Raw genomic sequence first — 21853 nt, 5'->3', positions numbered from 1 at the left:
TGGATTTTGAACTAAGCCAACTAATGTGTTGAACCATTTGCTCTGTTGCTGTCTGTTGATTTTCTATCATTATTTTCAGGCATAGGTGCTGGTGTAAATCTCGGTGTTGGTGCATTTTCTAGAATAGAAAGCCCACGCTTACTTCGAGTTAAGTTGACAACTTCGCCAATGCTGTTGGCACTCCACCAGTTTACACCTGTGGGTAACAATGTGGCATTATCCGCTCGCTGCTGCGCAGTAAGGGTACTGGCACCTGCGTCGAATTGTGCCGTGCGCATTTCAACCTTGTCACTACTTACCGTTACAATCTTAAATTGTTGAATGCTCGCAAGATCAATTGTCCATGCTTGGGGCCTATTGGCTGAGCGGGCATCAGCGCCCCAACTGCCTTCACCCGCATAAATGGTGCCGCCTGTTTTACTGACTTGAAACTGATTACTGACAGGAGTTACCGGATGGGTTACTTTGGTTATATGGGTGTCTGACTCAAACGCTATATTCAGGGCATTTTTGTAAAATTCATCAGCCCACCACTTGAATAGTATTAGATTATCTTTTTTGGCTCTTGAATGTGGAAAAAATGGCTTATGGTATTGGGCAAAACGCCAGTTGGTTTTATTTTTGTTAATGGCGAAATCTTTCGCTAACCACTTGTTTTGCTCATTAGCCTGCTTCGACCAGCCACTATTCCTATATTCAGTATTTAGGGTGTATACCCGCAACAAAGGTGATATATCAAAGGCGCCATAGGTATCATCGTCGTTACAAACGCCATCGCCATTGTAATCGACACCAAACACCTGACACAAGGTACTGAAATTTTTGTTTTCATGATTACCGTGAGTAGCTACTACCGGATAGATGCGTTTATAAGCCATACCATCAATATTGTCATGAGAGAAAGTAAGCTTCCAATCTTCAAGGTAATCTTTCATTTGCGAGACATTATTTGAGTTGGTGTAGTCACCACCGTGCATAACGAATAATGGGCGGATTTTGGCAAGTAACTCATTACCTGAACGACGAGTATTAATGCCTGTACGGGTATCACCACCCGCTAACATAACAAAAGCAGAATGGTCAGTGGGCGCGGTTTTAAACCACATGCGATCGCCACAGATACTGCCTTCACAAACTCGATAATATACCGCTGAATTTGCATTTAGGTCAGTAAGTCGAACAAACTTGCTGACTAGACTGTCGTCTTTGCTTGTTAGGCCGTCGTTCTTGATTTTTTTGCTGCAGCCCTTGCTTTTTTTACTGCCGTCCTTGCCTGTTAGGACGTCGTCTTTGATTTTTTTGCTGCAGCCCTTGTTTTTTTTATAGCGGTTAACGCCTTTGAAACTTTGAGTATTAGTAACGGATTTGGTTACCCAGTTACTCTCATTAGTAGAATAACCGTATTTTACGGTTGCTGTGCCAGCTGAGCCGGTTTGGGTAAATCCAATGACGGCTTGATGCGCGGGGTCAGCATCCCAAGTCAGGCGGTGTAAATCAATGGTGGCCGATGCGGTACATGAAGCCAAAGCCAACACTAGCGCAGGTAATTTAGCCGATAAATTTCTTTTTATTATCATTCTTGTGGTCTCAGTGTTTAGTAATTTTTAATCGAATTTATTTATCTCGTGTAGTTCTATTCTCATGAGTGTTGACTCCTAAAGGGATAGAGACTTGTTACCTGTTGCACTCTCCGGCACTAGTGACGGCACTATTATTTTAAAGTGGTCATCTTTGTCATTGACAATAAATGGCGTATTTATGTCATTGGTCACCGTGATAACGATAGGTTTGTCCATTTTTTGTCCTACCATTACACGAAGAATATTTTTCCCATACCACGAATATTCACTTTCAAAAAAATGATAATCTCCATGTATGAACAAAAATGGTTTGCCGGTGGTGGTGGATAAACTCAGGATGTTGTTCATGACAGCCTTCATATATTTTGCGTTTCTATATTTAGGTGTGTTTATATTTCGTATCGGATCTGCATGGGCAAAAATAACAACCGACCTTACGTATTTTTCATTTTTTTCAATCTGCTGAGTAAGCCACGAAATGTTATTATTTATCCTTGCATCCCATTCCTTAACGTCACGAACACGACTACCTACTAGATTAATGCCAATAAATAAAACACCCTGCCTTACAAAGGAGAAATTATCTTGCTGTTCATTTTGTCTATTTACTGGAGTTAGAGCAAATGCCGTTTTTTGTTCTAGTGACCAATTGTCTTCAAGTTTTCCTAGATAAGTATGCCAGAACCCTATGGCTTCAGATCGATTGCCGCAATCATTGTATTCATTGTCGCCGGGGATAATAAAAGCAGGTGTTTTCAGCTTGGCCGTTAACGCATCTTTCATAAAAATATAGCGTTTTTCGTTACAGTGTTTTTTTGATTCACTGCCCTTTATAAAATCACCCACATGAATAGTGAATTCTGGTGCTAAAGGGTGGGTGTCAGTTTGATTTAAATAACCCAAAAAAGCATTCAAAAAAGGCGTTTTGGCAGCACCAATAGGCGCTGTTTCGTAAGGAGTATCGCCAAAAGCAATAAAAGTAATGGCATCGTAAGTTTTTTCCTTTTTCGTTAGACTACATGCCGACATTAAACATACTGCAGTAAGCAGGGAGATGATTTTAATAGAATGTTTCACTTGTTTATTTTCTCCTTCAAAAAACACATATCAAGTCGTTATATCCACAGATAAAATTAGGAAAATATTTCATCCATCGGAAAATGTAGCAAGGGTATCGGTTCTGCGATAGCTACACTTTCAAAGATGGCAATTATAAAAAATACTATGTTGAATTTCAAAGATAAACGTTTCCAAATTATTGTTTACTGACTTATACCCAAGCGACTTCAAGATGCTCGTTTCAGTCTCTTGAGGGGCTTGGGTACAACATCAAACCTGCAATTATATCACTTATAATTAATAATAAGAGCTTTCTATCGTTGCGATTTTTTACTGTTAAACTTGGTACCTTTATACTTTGTATTCCTAAACTTTCTATTCCTAAATATTGCCAAACTTAAAAGTAATAAGACTGATATAAATTCAAAACCACCTCCAGATGAACCTTCTTCGTCAGATCCTGGTGTAGGCTCTGGTGTAGGCTCTGGTGTAGGCTCTGGCGTAGGCTCTGGTGTAGGCTCTGGCGTAGGCTCTGGCGTGGGCTCTGGCGTAGGCTCTGGCGTGGGCTCTGGCGTAGGCTCTGGTGTAGGCTCTGGCGTGGGCTCAGGTGCAGGCTCTGGCGTAGGCTCTGGTGTAGGTGTATTTCCTATCGTTAATGTTACCGTATCTGACCAGGTTTTTGTTAAGTCATCTTCTACCAAATAGGTTTGAAAATTATGGTCGCCATCGCTAAGACCCGTAAATGTATAGGTATATTCATCTAGGGCTGGACCAATATTTTTCTTCCATACACCATCTACATAAAAACCAATATGGGTAATAGTAGTACTGATAGAGCCTGCAACTATGGTAACGCTATTTCCGTCAATTGAAGAGTTTAAAATCTCTATAAGTTTAGTTGGTTCAGGCGTATGGTCTATCGTTAATGTTAACGGTTCAGACCAGCTTATTGTACCGTCATCTTCTACTAACTTGACTTTAAACTCATGAGGGCCATTACTAAGTTCCGTAGATGTATAGGTATAGGGGGCTGATTCAATATTTTCATGTAATTCATCATCAACATAAAAACCCATTAGGCTAATCGTCTCACTCGTCGCAGCTGCCTCTATTGTAACGCTATTTCCATCAATTGAAGATGATGCTATCGATACAAGAGGTGCAAGTTGATAGTTAACAGTAATTGACGAGACTTGATTCCAGTTATTATGGCTATCTTGTACGCTATATTCTTGCAAAAAAATTGATACATCCCCCTCATTTATCGGCGATATGTCTACCGACCAGCGGTTATTACCTGCTGCTAATAAATTCGCTGCCGTCCCATTAACCACTATAAAGTCATCTATTGCTAAACCGGATACGGGCAAATTAAAAGATACGGTTAAGGTAAATGGTTCTTTTGTTGTTGAATAGCCTTCATTGCTGCTTAAGGTGCCTATTAGTATAGAAAAGTCTACCTGCCTATTGAGCTCGACCAAATGGAATTTGGTATTATCCCCCGATTGATAAACTAACTTAATATCAGCACCGGATAAGCTGCGATTTAGCAGCGTTTGATTAAGCACAACTTCTGTACTGATCCATTTACCCGTGTCCTGGTTGTGCACAATGACGCTTTGCACCGTGTTATCCGCTTGTTGATAGTCGAGCGACCATTGGCCTGTACCCTCGTCTAAATAAACAACTCTCACGGTGACGTTTTTAGGGATGTCTGGCTCGGCGAAAAAGTCCTGATGCAAGGCAAAACTCATTTCTCCTTGGCCGTTGGTCAATTTAAAGTCGCGAGAAAATCTGCTGTAAATATTCTCCGCTGGTCCTTGATGCCAGTAACCCTTTGAGGTTTGTTCTGGGTTTAATTGCGTTAAGAATCGAGCATAGTTGCCCGCAACTATATTCCAACCCACGTCGTTATAGCCGTCGCGGTGTCTATTTGTCATACCGCCGCCCGTTGCCGCATCGACATCTAATTGAACAGCCCCTCGTGCAGCAAACTTGTCTTTAATGTTTAGATAACGTTGTTTGTTGCTTTTTTTAGCTTGACCAAATTCAGACTCGGGAAAGGTGTTGGTATCGGCTGCATTTAAACCTTGGCGTAAAGCAGCAAATGCATATTGTGCGGTTGCCGGTTGGCGTTGGCCGGCATAGCGGTTAAAGAAAATAAACGCTTCTTGGTTTTCTGGTGGGATTAAGGAAGCCCATGTCACATTCCATATATCTAAGCCAGCATGGGTCGCAAAAAGTGCCGACCAATAAAGCGCCTCAGGAATATTTTGCTTAGACCAGCCACTGTTAGTTAATTCCCCGTCCATTTCTCCGCGAGAAAAAATGTATTTTCCTGCCGCCTGAGCTCTTTCATTAATGCGCTGATACTCTTCGATACGGTCATTATTATCGCTTACGTGGTAACCATGCGAAAACATGCCTTGTTTTACCCCCATTGGCGTAAAGTTGTCGAATAACCAATCTTCATGGTTTGCCAAGGTATCATTATCAATATTCACCGCAATCGGTATAGAAAAATGCTTTTTATATTCTGCCCAGGTTTCTTGGCGAAAATCGTCAAACTGTTCACGGGTCATCAGGTATGATACTTCATCAAGTGGAGTACCTTTATAACCCCAGCCATCGCCCGTTGAGCCTTCACAGCTTTGCACAAAAACGAGGCGCTCTTGCAGCTTTTCTGGCAAGCTGTCGACATAAGCACCAAAATCTTCGATTAAGTCAAAAAATAAATTTTTATACTCAGTGTTGAAATAATAAGGAAATATGTTTTCACCCACTACCGGTTCGCCTAAACCATTAGTATCACGATCTGTTTCAACTAGTTCCACATTATATGGTGCATCATATATCCACTCCGGTGCGTGAGGACCAACCCAAATCATGGCTTGCACATAGAAATCATTTTCGACCGCTTCTCGGAGTTTTTCACCTAATTGTTCATCCCATTTATAATCATCTTCCGTTGGTTCAACATTTCGCCAATGCATAATAACTGTCGCCCCTTTCATATTAGGGGAGTTCTCTTTATCGGTTTTCCAAGGTTTCCAGCTAGCCCAGTTATATACCCCAAAAAAACCAGGTTGCGGTAAATTGGCTACAGGCCCAGCAAAGGCTGCTTGGCAACTAAATAAAAACAAAATACTTATTATTATATTTTTCATATTTTAATGGTTTCCTTGAGTTGGGCATTGGAAAGGATAATCAGAGCGACGCTGAGATTATGTATTTTCAGCCACGAGTGGGTAATACCCTTTAATAATTAGACTCGACAAGGGAAAATAACCCTTAAAATATTTCAACTGGATAAGCTATTTTAGCTAGCAACAGAGTACGGGTAAGTAAAGTTAATACGCTGTCATTTGTGTGCGCCGTTAATATTCGAGAACGTGGTTGTGTTATTAAAAAACCAGTGCGTTCAATCCCAATGATAAGCTAGCTATTGCATCAGCAACGGCTCCTACTTACATCCCTGTCGGCATCGACGAAACAACTAGCAGGATTGGTCGAGAATATTTATAGGGTTATTTGCTATTACCATGTCTTACTATATGAATAAGTTTTCTGATTCAAAGAAATTCAGCGCCATTCTTTATGACATAATAAATATTAAACAAAAATAAGAGAGTTCTCATAATGCATATCCCCCCATATTCCAGTACAAGGAAAATTTTTTCCACTTTGTTTTTGTTGCTGTTGTTGCCGTTTGTTAGCCTGGCAAAACAACCCTACAACGTGTTGTTCATTTCGGTTGACGATATGAATGACTGGCCATCACCCTTTGGCGGTCACCCTCAGGCAATTACCCCTAATATGGAAAAATTGGCTCAGCAAGGCGTTGTATTTAACCGCGCTTATACCCCTGCTACTGTATGTGGCCCTTCCCGCTCAGCCATTATGACCGGTTTTTTGCCTTCAAAATCTGGCGTATATGGTAATAGTAACAACTTAAAACATTCTGAGGTAACCAAAGACGTTGCCACCATGCCGCAATATTTTTCTCAGCATGGTTACCAAACCATCAGTCGCGGAAAAATATTCCATAAACATGGTAAAGATCATGGCCAATGGGCCTGGGATGTTTGGCAAAAAGCGACTGGTGGTGGCGGACCAAAGGGCGAGAAGCCATTAAATGGCTTGAAAGCAGTTAAGGGGAAAAGTCAAAAACTGCAGAAAGAGTTTGACTGGGGAGCAACGTCGGGACCAGATGAAAAAACCAAAGATATGGCAACAGCGCTCTGGTTTGCTGACCAATTAACACAAGACTTTGATAAACCCTTTTTTATGGGTGTAGGGATTTCAAAACCGCATTTACCTTGGTATGTACCGCAAAAGTATTTCGATATGTATCCGCTTGAAACCATTCAAGTACCAGATTATTTACCCAGCGATTTAAGTGATATTCTAACTACAGATGGCAAAGAAAAACATAAACCTCATCACAATTTTTTACGGGTTAAAGAAGCTGGACTGTTTAAAGAGACAACTCGGGCATACCTAGCAAATATTAGCTATGTTGATGACAGTATAGGCGTTATCTTAGATGCCTTAGCAAAAAGCCCTTACGCAGATAATACCATCGTAGTGGTGTGGGGCGACCATGGCTGGTATCTTGGCGAAAAATTACAGTTTGGTAAAACTAAGTTATGGGAAGAGTCGGCGCGTGTACCGCTACTGATAAAAGTACCTAACGCCATTGCCAAAAATGTAAAAACAGATGCCTTGGTGAGCTTACAAGATTTATATCCAACCTTAGTTGAGCTTGCGGGTTTACCTGAGAAAAAAGATATCGATGGCAAGAGTTTCGCGCCACTGTTCAGTAAACCAGATCAAGAATGGCATGAGCCGATTTTAACTACCATGGGCTATAAAAATCATTCCGTTCGCAGTGACCAATACCGTTATATCCGCTGGGAAGATGGCACCGAAGAGCTTTATGATCATAATAAAGACTCGAAAGAGTGGTCAAATTTAAGTGCTGCTGCTGAATATAAGTCGGTAATTGCACAGCATAAAGCGCTGTTACCTAAAAAGGATCATCTCTTAATATCCGTGCCGGTTACTTTGGGTAAAGCACTCTACTCATTTACCTCGCCAGACTATAAAAAAGTGACTTGTAAAAATTGTGATATTAAAGACAATCAGCAAGCGATACGTGCTTATTTGCCTAACAAAAGCGGTGCAGCTAAATTAACCTTTCCACTGAATTTAGCACAATTTACCCAGTCTGCGTTTACCATGAAAATTAAATTTGACCAAACAAAAGCGTTTCCAGATGGCCCTATACAAATCAATACCTCGATTACTGTTGATGGTTATGAAACACGGGCAGTGAAAGTTTTTGTTGAAGCAACGACCGACTGGCAAGAAGTCAGATTTGATTTTGGTGTACCATTAGAAAAACTACATACAGATTACTTACTCAAATCATTTAAACAGTTACAGGCTATAAGTATTCAACTGGCAGGAAAACACCGCTATATAGATGGCGATATACAAATAAAAGAAGCTGGACTTTACCAGTCACTTTAGCAATTGATGTTAATATATTTTCGCTACTATTTCATGCTAACTATGTTAGTAACCATGGCGACAAAGTTTGGTACATAAATATTAAAATATTACAAAAGGGATAAGGGTGTAAAACTTGGACGAGCTAAAGTATCAAACCACCAATGGGAATGTTTAAAATTGCCAAAACCCTCGGTCTAGGCACTGGCACTGTACAAAGAGTTATCAAAGAAATCACAGATAATGCTAATGAATAGGTCAAAGCATTGACATACTTTTATGTTGTATTAGAATGTAATACAACAAGAGAGGTGATTTATGCAAAGAAATACCAGTGTCACATTAGGAGATCATTTTGGAGGGTTTGTTGAAAATAAAATTCAACAAGGTAGGTTTGAATCAACGAGTGAAGCTGTGAGAGCAGGTCTTCGTCTTCTAGAAGAGCATGAAACAAAATTAGACTTATTAAGACAAAAACTTTCAGTTGGTGAAGCACAGCTTGATCGAGGGGAAGGTGTTGATGGTGACAGGTTTATGCAAGAACTTATCGGATAATGGCACAATTTATTTTATCGCCTGAAGCGCAAAATAGCTTAAGAAGTATTCGGTCGTATTCAATTAAAAACTTTGGTGCCAAAAGAACGAAAGCTTACCTCCAGAGCATTCGTAAACGATTTCATGAACTAGCCGAAACTCCATCTCGCGGAATAATAAGAGAAGACTTGAACGTTGGGTATTACAGCAACTTTGTAGGCTCACACACCATTTACTATCGAGTGCATCATACCCATATAGATATTATTGATGTGTTACACCAATCAATGGAACCATCTAAACACATTACGACTTAATTACTCACATAGAGAGAAAGTAAAGCATCTATACTCGTACCACTTCATGTTAATTACTTAACTTTAAATATTGTTTTTTTAGCCGACAGGTTACCCACTTATAGAAAAGAAACCATCACTCTCATCATAAATTTTGCCATCACTGAAGGTAATTCTAATTTTCACTTGTTTTGATCTTATATTGGGTGTGTGCCACTTAAACGAGCCGTTCTTACCGCCTGGACAGCCGTTAATATGGGTAAAGATGTAAACCATACCAACGAGGCTTGGGCCTTTCTTAATGAAGCTGATTTAAAGCAAGGTAAGAGTAAATCTAAGTCGGTGAAAAACATGGAACGTTGGCTATACCAACGTGATGATGACCAGATAAAAACCCAACCGGCTTTTAAGGTGCAACATCCAATAGCAATGTGGACCATGGCTAAAGATAAACATTTTAGTTATTTAGCAAAAACAGCAGACAAAATAGGTTTTGCTATTGATGATAGGTTTATTGCCCCTGGAAAAACTATCAATCGCGTGATGATAAAAGTATCTTACCTTGATAGTAAAGTTAGCGAACTAGCAATATCTAGTGGCAAAACTAATGGCAATAAAACTTGGCAACATATTAAAACTGTAGGTGATAACAAGATAAAAACTGTTAGCTTTATTTTGGAAAATGTGACTTTCAACGGTAAAAATATGCTTAATGACTTTTACATTGAATCTGATAAGTTGCCCATTTCATTAGTACGTATCATAAATTTAGATAAGTAAAACTAGCCATTTAAACCAGGTTCTTAAAATAGCCATGGACAATTGTTCATTGCCCCCTCTGATCTAAAAAAGTCAGCGCACTGACCAACGTTTTATTACCCGCTAATAATAAATCAATATAAACATAGGGTTTTTAATTTTTCTATCAGTCTATATGATAGGTAAAAAAAATTTATAAGTAGTAAATCACTTATCAATAGCACTTTCTAGTCCTAACTCACTAACGATATTGGTGGGGATCTGGTTGTATATATGCATGAAATATTTTTCCTGCCTTTAACAGTCGATATAACGACTTGATATGTATTTTATGAAATAGAAAAGAAACAAATTAAGGTCAATTTATGAATTTTAGAAATGTATTTTCTTTGTCTGTCATCGCCGCTTCCCTGGCGCTTGGCGGCTGTAATCCTACTTCAAGTACAACTACGCCGGTAACAAAGGCCAGCTCGGTAAACACCGACAAACCCAATGTTATTTATATTCTGGTTGATGATATGGGTTATGGCGATATAGAACCTTTCGGTCAACAAAAAACCCGTACCCCTAACTTACAGATCATGGCTGACGAAGGTATGGTGTTTACTCAACACTACGCGGGTAATACTGTATGCGCACCTTCTCGTGCGGCACTAATGACAGGACAACATTCTGGCCATGGTCAAATCCGTGGTAACTATGAAATGGGCGGCTACTTAGACAGCGAAGAAGGAGGTCAGGAACCATTAGACGGTAGAACAATCTCAATTGCTGATGTGATGAAAGACGCCGGTTACGCCACGGCATTAATCGGTAAATGGGGCTTAGGTGGTCCAGGCTCTATTGGTGTACCAACCAAGCAAGGTTTTGATTATTTTTTTGGTTATTTAGATCAAAAACAAGCACATAACCACTACCCTACCCACCTTTGGCAAAATGAAGAAAAGTTCCCGCTTGATAATGAATGGCTACACCCGCATCCTGGATTTCCAGAAGGTGCAGATAAATATGACGAGTCAGTTTATGAGCAATTTAAACGCACCGATTTTGCCCAAGAACGTTTAACTGAAGAAGCGCTTGATTATGTAGCGAAAAATAAAAACAATCCGTTTTTCTTATATTTAGCCTATGCTGCGCCACATGCAGCTTTACAAGCACCTGATGAAGAAATTGCCAAATATAACTTTGAAGAAGAGCCGTATACCGGTGAGACTTTTTTCAATTATGTGCCGTCATTTAAACCACGTGCTACACGTGCTGCGATGATTTCTCACATTGATGAAGGCGTAGGACGTTTAATTCAGCAATTAAAAGATTTAGGCATTGATGACAATACCCTGATTATTTTCACCAGTGACAACGGTCCTAGCCCTGAAGGTGGTGCTGATCTTGAATTCTTTAACGCTACCGCACATTTACGTGGCATAAAACGTGATTTCTATGACGGTGGTATCCTCATGCCTATGGTTGCTCGCTGGCCGGGTAAGATAAAAGCAGGCACTAAAAACGACCATGTTTCAGCATTTTGGGATGTAATGCCAACGTTAGCAGATATTGCCAACGTTGAAGCACCAAAAACAACTGACGGCATTTCTTTTTTACCGGCATTAACTGGTAATGGCCAACAACAAAAACATAGCAGCTTATATTGGGAATTTCATCGCAGCACCGGTGGTCACACACAAGCAGTACGCATGAACAATGTTAATGGCTCAGACTGGAAAGTGATCCGTTATTATAATGGTACGTCAGAAGATGGCGCTGAAATTGAGTTATTTGACTTAACGAATGATCCAAGTGAAACCACTAACCTAGCCAGCAAAAATCCTGAGTTAGTTAAAAAAGCACTTAAATTAATGGACGAGTCACGTACGGAGTCATATATGAACAGCTGGAACTTCGACTTTAAAGGTCAAAATAGAAAGAAAGCGTATTAGTAAAAAAATAGTGTCCTGCTACTTTAAGTTACATTCAACGCCTTGTTTTGGCAGCCTTAAAGTAGCTAGGCCATATAATGGTTTATGGCAGCTGACAGTTTTCATCTTGTTGTGGCGATTAATTTTTTGGGGATAACCTCGTTCATAGCAACTAAAATTTAGTCCTGATGCCAAGGCTAAATCTGCGACCAGCATCCTGGTAATGTAGAAACTGATTTTCATAGCGGCCTCTAACTTTAACCACTTCACCTGTAAGGTTAATACCATCAATGAACACTTGTGTGTTCTTATTTAGGTAATAACTCATACGAAAATCCAATTGCTTGTATTTTTCAACAAATTCAGGCTCTAAGCTTTCGCTTGTTGAATACTGAGAGAAGTATTCATCTCTACTACTATAAGCCAATCTCGCTTCAAAAACAGAGTCTTCATAGTATAAAATTATATTTTTTGAATCACTTAGCCCGGGTAAGGTTATGGCATTGCTAAAGTTGTCCTGTTGAAATTCATCTTCTATATCTACCCAGGTGCCATTCATTCTTACGCCAAAATTTGCCAATATACTCGGTAAATATCTAAAGCTGTGCTGAAATGAAAGTTCGATACCCTGAACATTTGTTTTGGTAAGATTATTATCTTGATTAACGTTGAAGTAGGCTGTATTACCTTGGATATTCTCGGTGGTAAGATTACTTGAGTTTTCTATAGTTATGCCTTCACGCTCGGTAGACGTAACAATAAAACCGTCAAGGTTTTTACGAAAAAGGCCAATAGATAAATAACCAGCCTTTTCGTCATACCATTCCAAGGCGAAATCATAGTTAGTTGAAATATAAGGCTCTAACTCAGTGTTAGCTTTTCTAACATTCATCGCAGAATGATATATTGTTCCTGTATAACTATAAGCCGGACCAAGACTTGAGAAGTTAGGTCTGGTCAAGGTTTTAGAAACAGCAAAGCGGGTGACCAATGCGTCTGTGATATTTAGTCTAAGGTTAAGGTTTGGTAAAACATAAAAGTAATCTTTTTTACTATTAACTGCGGTGGGTTCATCATAAAAAGCAATCAACCTATTGTTGACATCAGGATGTAAAATGAGATCGCTTAAGTTAGCTTGATGACCATTTAGCTCTATATTAGTTTTTGATAGTCTGACACCGAGGTTGGTGATAAAAGGCATATTAGCGATTTCTGTTTCAAACAACACACTTAAATATCCAGCAAAATTGTGCTCTTTAACGTGGAATGTTTTATCTGGCGATATAACACTATTCATTGCAGAATTTGGAAATTGAGATTTTGAAGTGCCTGGTTCCGCACCTATTGTTTTATCTCTTGCCAACAAGGCTTCATCCGACTCTAAATATTGGATCACTTCTTCAGCATCAAAATCTGCCCAAGTATTAAAAGCTGAGTGGTTTGTGTTTGGGAATAAGTCAGAGACATCCAATAATGATAAAAAATTGCTTGGTATATCAACATAGTTGCCACCGCCATAAAAAAATATATCTTCATTGACTCGATGGATATTATCAAAATTATTTAGGCTGTACGCACTACCCACTTGAACTCGGGTCAACAGCGGCAAGTCTGGATACCAATTTAATTCAAAAGTAAACGCTGTGATATCTTCGATAAGTTGATCGCCACTACGTCCAACAAACCAACTTTTATATTCATCCAACGATGAATACTGAAATGTAGCACCGTCATCTGTTTGACTAGACAATATGCTAGCTACTGGTAACACGGTATTATCGGCATGATCTATACGCATGGTTGATTCAGGCCCCCGAATCACGACTGTACTAGTTTTATCGCTAGGTTTATTTTTAGAACTAGAATAAGAAACATCCCAATGGCTAAACAAGTTATTATTTAATTCCCACTCAATATTTAAGCCATACATTTGCATATTAAGATGACGCTGCGTGGTGTGATTAACCATTTCCGGAAATCTAACATAATCAAGGCTTTCAATAACGTTATTTTCGCCAACTTCAGCATTATGGATAGTAGTAGGATCAAGAAAATAAGCGGCTGAAATTGATTTTGAGTCGGTAGAAAAGTTAGAATGTAAAGTATCAAAGGTAACTTTTATATTGTCGTCAGCGTACTGTAAAGCACTAACAATACCTGTGCTTGAGCGCTGCTGCCAAGACCTGCTATTGTTATTTTTTGATGGCCGCCAATAATTTCCTGCACCATTGCCTTTAGCATCTTTAAAAAAATCACTCGTTTGCTCTTCTGATACGGTTATTGGATGCCAACTGCCAGCCGTAGCAGAGTCAGTATAAAAATCTCGCTCTTGGTGTGAGATGGCAAGTGACATACCGACCTTATCTTGAAGAAAGCTTTCGTTGATACTAATAAAAACGCCAAGTCCTGGTTTTTTGGTAGAATCTTCATAGTTTAAATTTAATTTTACTATGTTTGCAGAGTTGAGTGCTTTTAACGGTTTTTGTGTTTCAAGATTTATAGTGGAACTAATGCCGCCCTCTGGTAAGTTTGCCAGTGAGGTTTTATATATGGTGGCTTCAGACACCAGTTCACTGGGTATCGACTGAAAATCGAAACCTCTAGTGATCGTGCTGCTGGCCAATTTGCGACCATTCATCAAGACTAGATTAAATTGCGAGCCAAAACCTCGTACCGCAATATTTTTAGCTGCCCCATGACTTGTACCTGCTGTGATACCCGAGACTCTTTTAAGCGTACTGGCGAGGTTATCATCTGGAAATTTTCCGGTGTCTTGTGCAACAACACTTTCGGTAATGGTATTAGCACTGTATTTATTGATTTGGCTGGTATCCCAACTGGATCGAATACCAGTTATTTTAACAATTTCAATGTCAGGGGTTTCAAGAGGGGCTGAAGCTCTTTTAACAGCAACTATATCACCATGTTCGTCGATATCGACGGTGATGGTACTATCCTTAAACATCAATTCAAGTGCTTGCGATACAGTATATTGGCCAGATATTTTAGTTGTAGATACCCCTTCGAGCACGTCGTAAGGGATCAGGAATAAATAACCAGATTGAACAGACAATTCAATGAGCGACTTGACAGCCAGCTTGCTCTTAATCGTGAAATGATGGCTCTTATCGAGTTCCTGCGACTGCACATTGGCACTGAGCGACGTTATAAATATAAAAAATATAACTGCACGAACTTTAGTAACTAGACAACAGATAGACTTCAAAAGCACTACCCCTTAACAACTAAAATATAACGAAACAACAGCAAAATAAACTTAAGGGGGGTTTATCATTTCAGAGCCTATTATATAAAGAGACACTTTTACTTTGCTTACATGGAAAAATAAAAACTTAGTTTTTTGTTAATACTGAGTCTTATAGTAATAAATTATGAAAACGTTTATATCACACCCTTAAAGTATATTAAAGATGAAATATGACAGATAACGATTCAAATAATGAAGCGTAAAGAAATTACCTAACCAAAGCTGCTAGTACTCCTAAAGTATTTCAAGTTAATCGTTGGGCTAATATCTGTAATGATGAAGAATACCAAGCAACAGTTTTTGGCATGAGCAGCCTTTTCTAGAACTATTTTCAGTATCTAAAGCCATCGTTTTCATGGCAATAGTTGCGCTTCCAATCTTGTCAAAAAGGTCAAGTTCTAGTGAGAAGCTGCCGTTAGTAGAAACAAACGCTAACGTAAGCAATGTCTATAAATTCCCAAGATAAAAACCGCCTCACCGGTAGCGCTAACAATTAAATTGCATTTGACTCATTCTAATCGTTTTTTAACACCTCTGTAGAGTTATACAAATAGGTACACAATCAGATAAGCTTTATAGATAACCCGCAGTAATTGCAATCTGTCAAGACAGAGCTAAATATGGGAAAGAAGCCAGGAAACATTAGTTAAATACTTTATTTCTAAAAAGAAAATAACCACTCAGGTCAATAAATATTATTCTGCAACCAAATAATAAAAATACAATCACTCAATAGCATTAAGTAAAATTTAGATAAAAACCATTGAACAACCATAAAACCAATGGTAATGTTAGCGCTAACATTACATTAAAAAGACATGATATGTATTTAGGTATTGATTTAGGAACATCCGGTGTAAAAGTAATCATTCTTAATGATAACGATACATTAATAGCTCAGGCATCTGCTGCATTAGAGGTTTCTATTCCTCAACCGCTGTGGTCTGAACAAAATCCTCAGCACTGGTGGCAAGCAACGAATGATGCGATAGCCGAGCTTAAAAGTAAGTATCCTCAAGAATTACTTGCGATTAAAGCAATTGGTTTATCTGGTCAAATGCATGGTGCTACGTTATTAGATGATAACAATGACATTATTCGTCCTGCCATTTTGTGGAACGATGGCCGAAGCCAGCAGCAATGCATCGAAATTGAAAAACGTCAACCCAACTCTCGTAACATAACCGGCAATATTGCTATGCCAGGTTTTACTGCGCCAAAACTGCTGTGGATAGCGCAAAACGAGCCGGAGTTATTCGCTAGAGTTAACAAAGTATTATTGCCAAAAGACTATCTTAGGTTTCTCATGACCGGTGATTTTGCTTCTGATATGTCAGACAGCGCCGGCACACTTTGGTTAGACGTAGAAAACCGCCAATGGTCTAGTGAAATGTTGGCCGTAACGGGCTTAAATGAATCACATATGCCTAAGTTATACGAAGGTACTGAAGTAACGGGAATTTTAACCGCTGATATCGCTGCTAACTGGGGCATGAAGCAAGTGCCTGTTGCTGCAGGTGCTGGCGACAATGCTGCGGGTGCCGCAGGTATTGGTGTTATCAATCCTAACGAGGCCTTTTTATCACTAGGTACTTCAGGTGTCTATTTCGTCGCCAATGAAGCATACAAGCCAAATCCAGACAGTGCTGTTCATACTTTCTGTCATTGTGTACCAAATACCTGGCATCAAATGGCAGTTGTTTTAAGTGCCGCAAGTTGTTTATCTTGGGTAACAAAGTTAACCGACTTTGCCGATGAAAAAACCTTATTAGATGACGTTGAAAAACTCGATTTCTCAACCCCTTCATCAGTGATGTTTTTACCTTATTTATCGGGTGAAAGAACACCGCATAACAACCCACATGCCCAAGGTGTATTTTTTGGTTTAGGCCATAACACCGGCGCTGCAGAGCTATGTCGTGCCGTACTAGAAGGTATTGCATTTGCCTTTGCCGATGGCCAACAAGCGCTTGTTGCAGCCGGTACAAAAATAGATCAAGTTTCCGTTATTGGTGGCGGTTCTCGTAGCAAGCTTTGGGGCAAAATCCTTGCCAGTGTACTCAACAAACCATTGACCTACCGAAAAGGTGGTGAAGTTGGCCCTGCCCTGGGCGCGGCACGTTTAGCTAAAATTGGCGTTAACAAGCTTAATGTCAGTGATGTTTGTATCGCCAGTGAAGTAGACCATGTGATCGAACCCCAGCAACAAATGACAAACTACTACCCTGCGCAACACTTAAAATATCAACAACTTTATCAAAGTTTAAAAGAACATTTTTAACCTTTGCAAGCAACATTCAACTTAAATAAACAGTATTAACTAGGAGAATAACATGAGCCAGTTTTTTGAAAATGTAAAAAAAATCCAATTTAAAGGTCCTGACAGCACTAACCCATTAGCCTTTCGTTACTATGACGAAAACCAAGTAGTACTGGGTAAAACAATGAAGGAGCATTTACGTTTTGCTGCTTGTTACTGGCACAACTTTTGTTGGGCGGGTTCAGACATCTTTGGTGCTGGTACGTTCGATCGTCCTTGGATCAAATCAGGAGCGAACCAACTAGAACTTGCTGAGCAAAAAGCGAAAGTAGCTTTTGAGTTCTTCGAAAAATTAGGTACACCTTATTTTTGCTTCCATGACGCAGATATCGCACCTGAAGGTGATTCATTACAAGAATTCCACGACAATGTAGATCACATTGTTGGTATTTTTGAAAAAGAAATGCAGCGTACTGGTATTAAGCTTTTATGGGGTACTGCTAACTTATTTTCAAATGCCCGTTTTTGTGCGGGTGGTTCAACCAACCCTAACCCTGATTTATATGCTTATGCTGCTGCACAAGTTAAGCACGCAATGGATGTAACTCATCGTTTAGGTGGTGAAAACTACGTACTTTGGGGTGGTCGTGAAGGTTACGATACCTTATTAAACACTGACCTTGCACAAGAAGGCGAGCAATACGCACGCTTCCTTAAAATGGTTATTGAACATAAACACAAAATTGGTTTTAAAGGTAAGTTATTAATTGAGCCCAAGCCGCAAGAGCCTACTAAACACCAATACGATTACGATACAGCGACTGTTGCGGGTTTCTTACACAAACACGGTATCGCTGGTGAAGTACATGTAAACATTGAAGCTAACCATGCAACACTTGCGGGTCATAGCTTCCATCACGAAGTGGCTGTTGCTTGTGCTGAAGGAATTTTGGGTAGTATTGATGCTAACCGTGGCGACATGCAAAACGGTTGGGATACTGACCAATTCCCTAACGATGTAGCTGAATGTACTTTAGTAATGTATGAAATCTTAAAAAATGGTGGCTTAGACACAGGTGGTTTCAACTTCGATACTAAGTTACGTCGTCAATCATGTGAGCGTGATGATTTATTCATCGCTCACATTGGCGGTATGGACACTATGGCTAAAGCGTTATTAAACGCGGCTAAATTAATTGAAGATGCACCATTATCTAACTTCGTTGACGAGCGTTACGCTGGTTGGAAAGGTCAATTAGGCCAAAGCATTATGTCGGGTGATCACAGCTTAGATAGCTTGTCTAAATTAGTATTAGACAATGATATTAATCCTAAGCAAGAGTCTGGTCGCCAAGAGCTACTTGAAAACATCGTTAACCGTTACGTTTAATTTAAGCGTAAAGAGCCAGAGACTTAATATATCTCTGGCTCTAATAAAGGCATTATTATGAATTTATTAGAACAATTAAAAAAAGTGACTGTTGTTGTAGCCGACAGCGGTGACGTTGACTCTATCAAGAGTTTGAACCCAACTGATGCAACGACGAACCCATCGTTAATTTTACAAGCCGCAAAACTGCCGCAATATCAACATTTAATTGAAAATGCTATTGAAAAATCAGGCAACAATGTTGATGATATTTGTGACCAATTAATCGTTAATTTTGGTTGTGAAATACTGAAACACGTACCGGGTCGAATTTCTTCTGAAGTAGATGCCCGTTTATCGTTTGATATTCAAGCCAGTATTGAAAAAGGCCGTAAACTTATTAGCCTTTACCAAGCGGCAGGTATTGACAAAAAGCGTGTATTAATCAAGTTAGCCTCGACGTGGCAAGGCATTAAAGCGGCTGAGCAGCTTGAAAAAGAAGGCATTGCTTGTAACTTAACGCTACTATTTTCTAAAGCGCAAGCCATTGCCTGTGCTGAAGCAAACGTGACTTTAATTTCACCGTTTGTTGGTCGTATCCTTGATTGGTACAAAAAAACAGAAGGCAAAGACTTTGTTGGCAGCGATGATCCCGGTGTTCAATCTGTTACCGCTATTTATAATTATTACAAACAATATGGTTATAACACGGTTGTGATGGGCGCAAGCTTCCGCAATATCGGCGAAATCATTGAATTAGCGGGTTGTGATTTATTGACTATCGCACCTAAGTTATTAAATGAACTACAAGCGACAGAAGCTCCTCTTATCACTAAGTTATCTGCGGATAACGTAGTAAGCAAAAGCCAAGATGAGATTATGCCATTAACTGAATCTACCTTTGCTTGGCAACATAACGAAGATGCTATGGCGAGTGAAAAGCTTGCTGAAGGCATTCGTAATTTCGCCAAAGATCAAGCTATCTTAGATCTCTTGGTTTCTGACTTAGTTAATCAGTCAGCAATAGCGTAATCAGCTTGGAATTAAATAGCCGAAAATAGAGTTTACCAAATGCATGGTATTTTCATTATCGGCTTTTAAGCAACAGCGTTTACATGAAACACATCAAATTTCAGAGCTAGTGTAATAAAATCAACTTCATTTATATCATTTACACAAGCTAATTCTCACGATGTATTTCATTCTTTTTATTTAATTACTTTGCCATAAATATAAAATCTATTAACAAAATTGGCATCATATAAGGTATTGGTATGTCTTCTAGAAAAGACCTCGCAAATGCGATTCGAGCATTAAGCATGGATGCAGTACAAAAAGCACAATCAGGTCACCCTGGTGCACCTATGGGCATGGCAGATATTGCTGAGGTATTATGGAACGACTTTCTTAAACATAACCCAAGCAACCCTAATTGGGCTGACCGCGACCGTTTTGTATTATCGAACGGCCATGGCTCAATGCTTATTTATTCTCTCCTCCATTTATCAGGCTACGATTTACCCATTGATGAACTTAAGCAGTTTAGGCAATTACACTCTAAGACCCCAGGCCATCCAGAATATGGCTATACGCCAGGTATTGAAACAACTACAGGACCATTAGGTGCAGGCGTATCAAACGCTGTCGGTATGGCGATTGCTGAGAAAACCTTAGCGGCTCAATTTAACCGTAAAGGTCATCATATTGTTGATCATTTTACCTATTGTTTCTTAGGTGATGGTTGTTTAATGGAAGGACTTTCACATGAAGTTTGTTCTTTGGCAGGCACTTTAGGATTAGGTAAGTTAATTGCTTTTTGGGATGACAACGGTATTTCAATTGACGGAAATGTTGAAGGTTGGTTTACTGATAATACGCCTGCCCGTTTTGAAGCTTACGGCTGGCATGTCATTAGTAACATAGATGGTCATGACTCACAAGCCATTAGCGATGCAATTGCTCAAGCGAAAGCGATTACCGACAAACCCACCATGATTTGTTGTAAAACAATTATTGGTTTTGGCTCACCAAATAAATCAGGTAGCCACAGTTGCCATGGCGCACCACTTGGCGATGACGAAATTGCTGCAGCCCGTGAATTTTTGAACTGGCCACATGCACCATTTGAAATCCCACTAGAGGTTTATAAGGGCTGGGATGCTAAAGCTAAAGGCTTTGATGCTGAACAAAGCTGGCATGCTAAGTTTGACGCTTATAAAGCAGCCCACCCTGAGCTTGCTGCTGAATACCAACGTCGTGTTATTGATAAAGCGTTGCCTACTGACTTTGAAGCAAAAGCAAATCAATATATCAAGCTTTGTCAGCAGCAAGGTCAACACATTGCCAGTCGAAAAGCGTCCCAGAACGCTATCGAAGTGTTTGGTTCCATGTTACCTGAATTGCTTGGCGGCTCTGCTGACTTAGCCGGCTCTAACCTTACTTTATGGTCTGGTTCAAAAGGTATTAGCGCGGAAGATGCCAGTGGGAACTATTTATTCTACGGTGTGCGTGAATTTGGGATGAGCGGTATCATGAATGGTATCTCATTGCATGACGGTTTCATTAACTACGGCGCAACCTTTTTAATGTTTATGGAATATGCCCGTAATGCGGTACGTATGTCAGCATTGATGGGTATTCAAAATATTTTTGTTTATACCCATGACTCTATTGGTCAAGGTGAAGATGGCCCAACACATCAACCCATTGAGCAAATTGCTAACCTACGTTTAACGCCAAATTTAAATACCTGGCGCCCATGTGATTCAGTTGAGTCGGCTGCTGCATGGAAGTCTGCCATCATTAGAAAAGAGGGTCCTTCTGCACTCATTTTTAGTCGCCAAGGTTTACCACATCAAGCAAGAACTAACGAGCAAGTAGCTGCCATTGAAAAAGGTGGTTATATCCTTAGCGACAATAGCAGTAATAGCCAAGGTTCCCTTGACGTTATCTTAATCGCCACTGGCTCTGAAGTAGGTTTAGCGGCTGATTCTGCCACTAAATTACGTGAATTGGGTCATAAGGTGCGTGTAGTTTCTATGCCTTGTACTAATCTGTTTGATGCACAATCGAGTGATTATCAAAATTCGGTATTACCACTGGATGTTGAAAACGTGATTGCCATTGAAACAGCCCATGTCGATTTCTGGCATAAATATGTTGGCAGAAACGGTAAAATCATTGGCATGAGCACCTTCGGTGAATCTGCTCCAGGTCCGGTATTACTAGAGCACTTTGGTTTTACTGTCGATAAAGTTGTTGATGCTGCGTTAGCTTTATTTAGCAAATAAACTGCACC

Annotated in this window: 13 protein-coding genes and 1 pseudogene; 10 read left to right on the top strand and 4 right to left on the bottom strand. The window is 39.7% G+C overall.

Annotation, left to right across the window (positions count from 1 at the left end):
- Nucleotides 1-20: 20 nt before the first annotated feature.
- Together F580_RS24420 and F580_RS0111950 are read right to left on the bottom strand one after the other, a co-directional pair.
- Complete coding sequence (locus F580_RS24420) at nt 21-1577, bottom strand: metallophosphoesterase (protein WP_019027971.1); 1557 nt, start codon at nt 1575-1577, stop codon at nt 21-23.
- A gap of 78 nt (nt 1578-1655) precedes the next feature.
- Nucleotides 1656-2657: a hypothetical protein gene (locus tag F580_RS0111950; protein WP_157443086.1), complete on the bottom strand. Its 1002-nt coding sequence runs from the start codon at nt 2655-2657 to the stop codon at nt 1656-1658.
- Between the two features lie 324 nt (nt 2658-2981).
- Here F580_RS0111950 and F580_RS27310 point away from each other — a divergent pair, with 324 nt between their 5' ends.
- Nucleotides 2982-3344 carry a hypothetical protein gene (locus tag F580_RS27310; protein WP_425393327.1) on the top strand — a complete coding sequence of 121 codons (363 nt, stop codon included), beginning with the start codon at nt 2982-2984 and terminating at the stop codon, nt 3342-3344.
- A 473-nt stretch (nt 3345-3817) separates the two neighbouring features.
- Here the strand turns inward: F580_RS27310 and F580_RS27305 are convergent.
- A pseudogene (locus F580_RS27305) lies at nt 3818-4393 on the bottom strand (Ig-like domain-containing protein); the annotation flags it as partial.
- A 1885-nt stretch (nt 4394-6278) separates the two neighbouring features.
- Between F580_RS27305 and F580_RS24415 the strand changes: the two are divergent.
- The 5 genes from F580_RS24415 (at nt 6279) to F580_RS0111915 (ending at nt 11679) form a co-directional block, all read left to right on the top strand.
- Complete coding sequence (locus tag F580_RS24415) at nt 6279-8174, top strand: sulfatase (RefSeq protein WP_083926977.1); 1896 nt, start codon at nt 6279-6281, stop codon at nt 8172-8174.
- 297 nt (nt 8175-8471) lie between these two features.
- On the top strand, nt 8472-8708 hold the full coding sequence (locus F580_RS0111930; protein WP_019027966.1) for a type II toxin-antitoxin system ParD family antitoxin: 237 nt from the start codon (nt 8472-8474) through the stop codon (nt 8706-8708).
- Nucleotides 8708-9004, top strand: a complete 297-nt coding sequence (locus tag F580_RS27300; protein WP_019027965.1) for a type II toxin-antitoxin system RelE/ParE family toxin — start codon at nt 8708-8710, stop codon at nt 9002-9004. The genes F580_RS0111930 and F580_RS27300 overlap by 1 nt, the downstream gene beginning before the upstream one ends.
- 189 nt (nt 9005-9193) lie before the next feature.
- A complete protein-coding gene (locus tag F580_RS0111920; RefSeq protein ID WP_157443085.1) occupies nt 9194-9763 on the top strand; it encodes a hypothetical protein in 570 nt (189 codons plus the stop codon).
- Between the two features lie 344 nt (nt 9764-10107).
- Nucleotides 10108-11679 (top strand): arylsulfatase, encoded by a 1572-nt coding sequence (locus F580_RS0111915; RefSeq protein WP_019027963.1) that lies wholly within the window; start codon nt 10108-10110, stop codon nt 11677-11679.
- 151 nt (nt 11680-11830) lie between these two features.
- Here F580_RS0111915 and F580_RS0111910 read toward each other — a convergent pair whose 3' ends face one another.
- Nucleotides 11831-14731 carry a TonB-dependent receptor gene (locus F580_RS0111910; RefSeq protein WP_157443084.1) on the bottom strand — a complete coding sequence of 967 codons (2901 nt, stop codon included), beginning with the start codon at nt 14729-14731 and terminating at the stop codon, nt 11831-11833.
- Nucleotides 14732-15749: 1018 nt separating this feature from the next.
- Here F580_RS0111910 and xylB point away from each other — a divergent pair.
- The 4 genes from xylB to tkt all read left to right on the top strand — a co-directional run bounded on the left by xylB (nt 15750) and on the right by tkt (nt 21845).
- Nucleotides 15750-17207, top strand: a complete 1458-nt coding sequence (xylB, locus tag F580_RS0111905) for a xylulokinase (RefSeq protein ID WP_026301405.1) — start codon at nt 15750-15752, stop codon at nt 17205-17207.
- A 52-nt stretch (nt 17208-17259) separates the two neighbouring features.
- A complete protein-coding gene (gene xylA, locus F580_RS0111900) occupies nt 17260-18576 on the top strand; it encodes a xylose isomerase (protein ID WP_019027960.1) in 1317 nt (438 codons plus the stop codon).
- Between the two features lie 54 nt (nt 18577-18630).
- The gene (gene tal / locus F580_RS0111895) at nt 18631-19587 is read left to right on the top strand and encodes a transaldolase (protein WP_026301404.1); all 957 of its coding nucleotides are present in this window, start codon (nt 18631-18633) and stop codon (nt 19585-19587) included.
- 242 nt (nt 19588-19829) lie between these two features.
- The gene (gene tkt, locus F580_RS0111890) at nt 19830-21845 is read left to right on the top strand and encodes a transketolase (RefSeq protein ID WP_019027958.1); all 2016 of its coding nucleotides are present in this window, start codon (nt 19830-19832) and stop codon (nt 21843-21845) included.
- Nucleotides 21846-21853 lie beyond the last annotated feature (8 nt).

It is taken from the genome of Colwellia piezophila ATCC BAA-637, assembly GCF_000378625.1.
GTDB classification, from domain to species: Bacteria; Pseudomonadota; Gammaproteobacteria; order Enterobacterales; family Alteromonadaceae; genus Colwellia; species Colwellia piezophila.
This window is presented reverse-complemented; position numbering and strand designations above follow the sequence as displayed.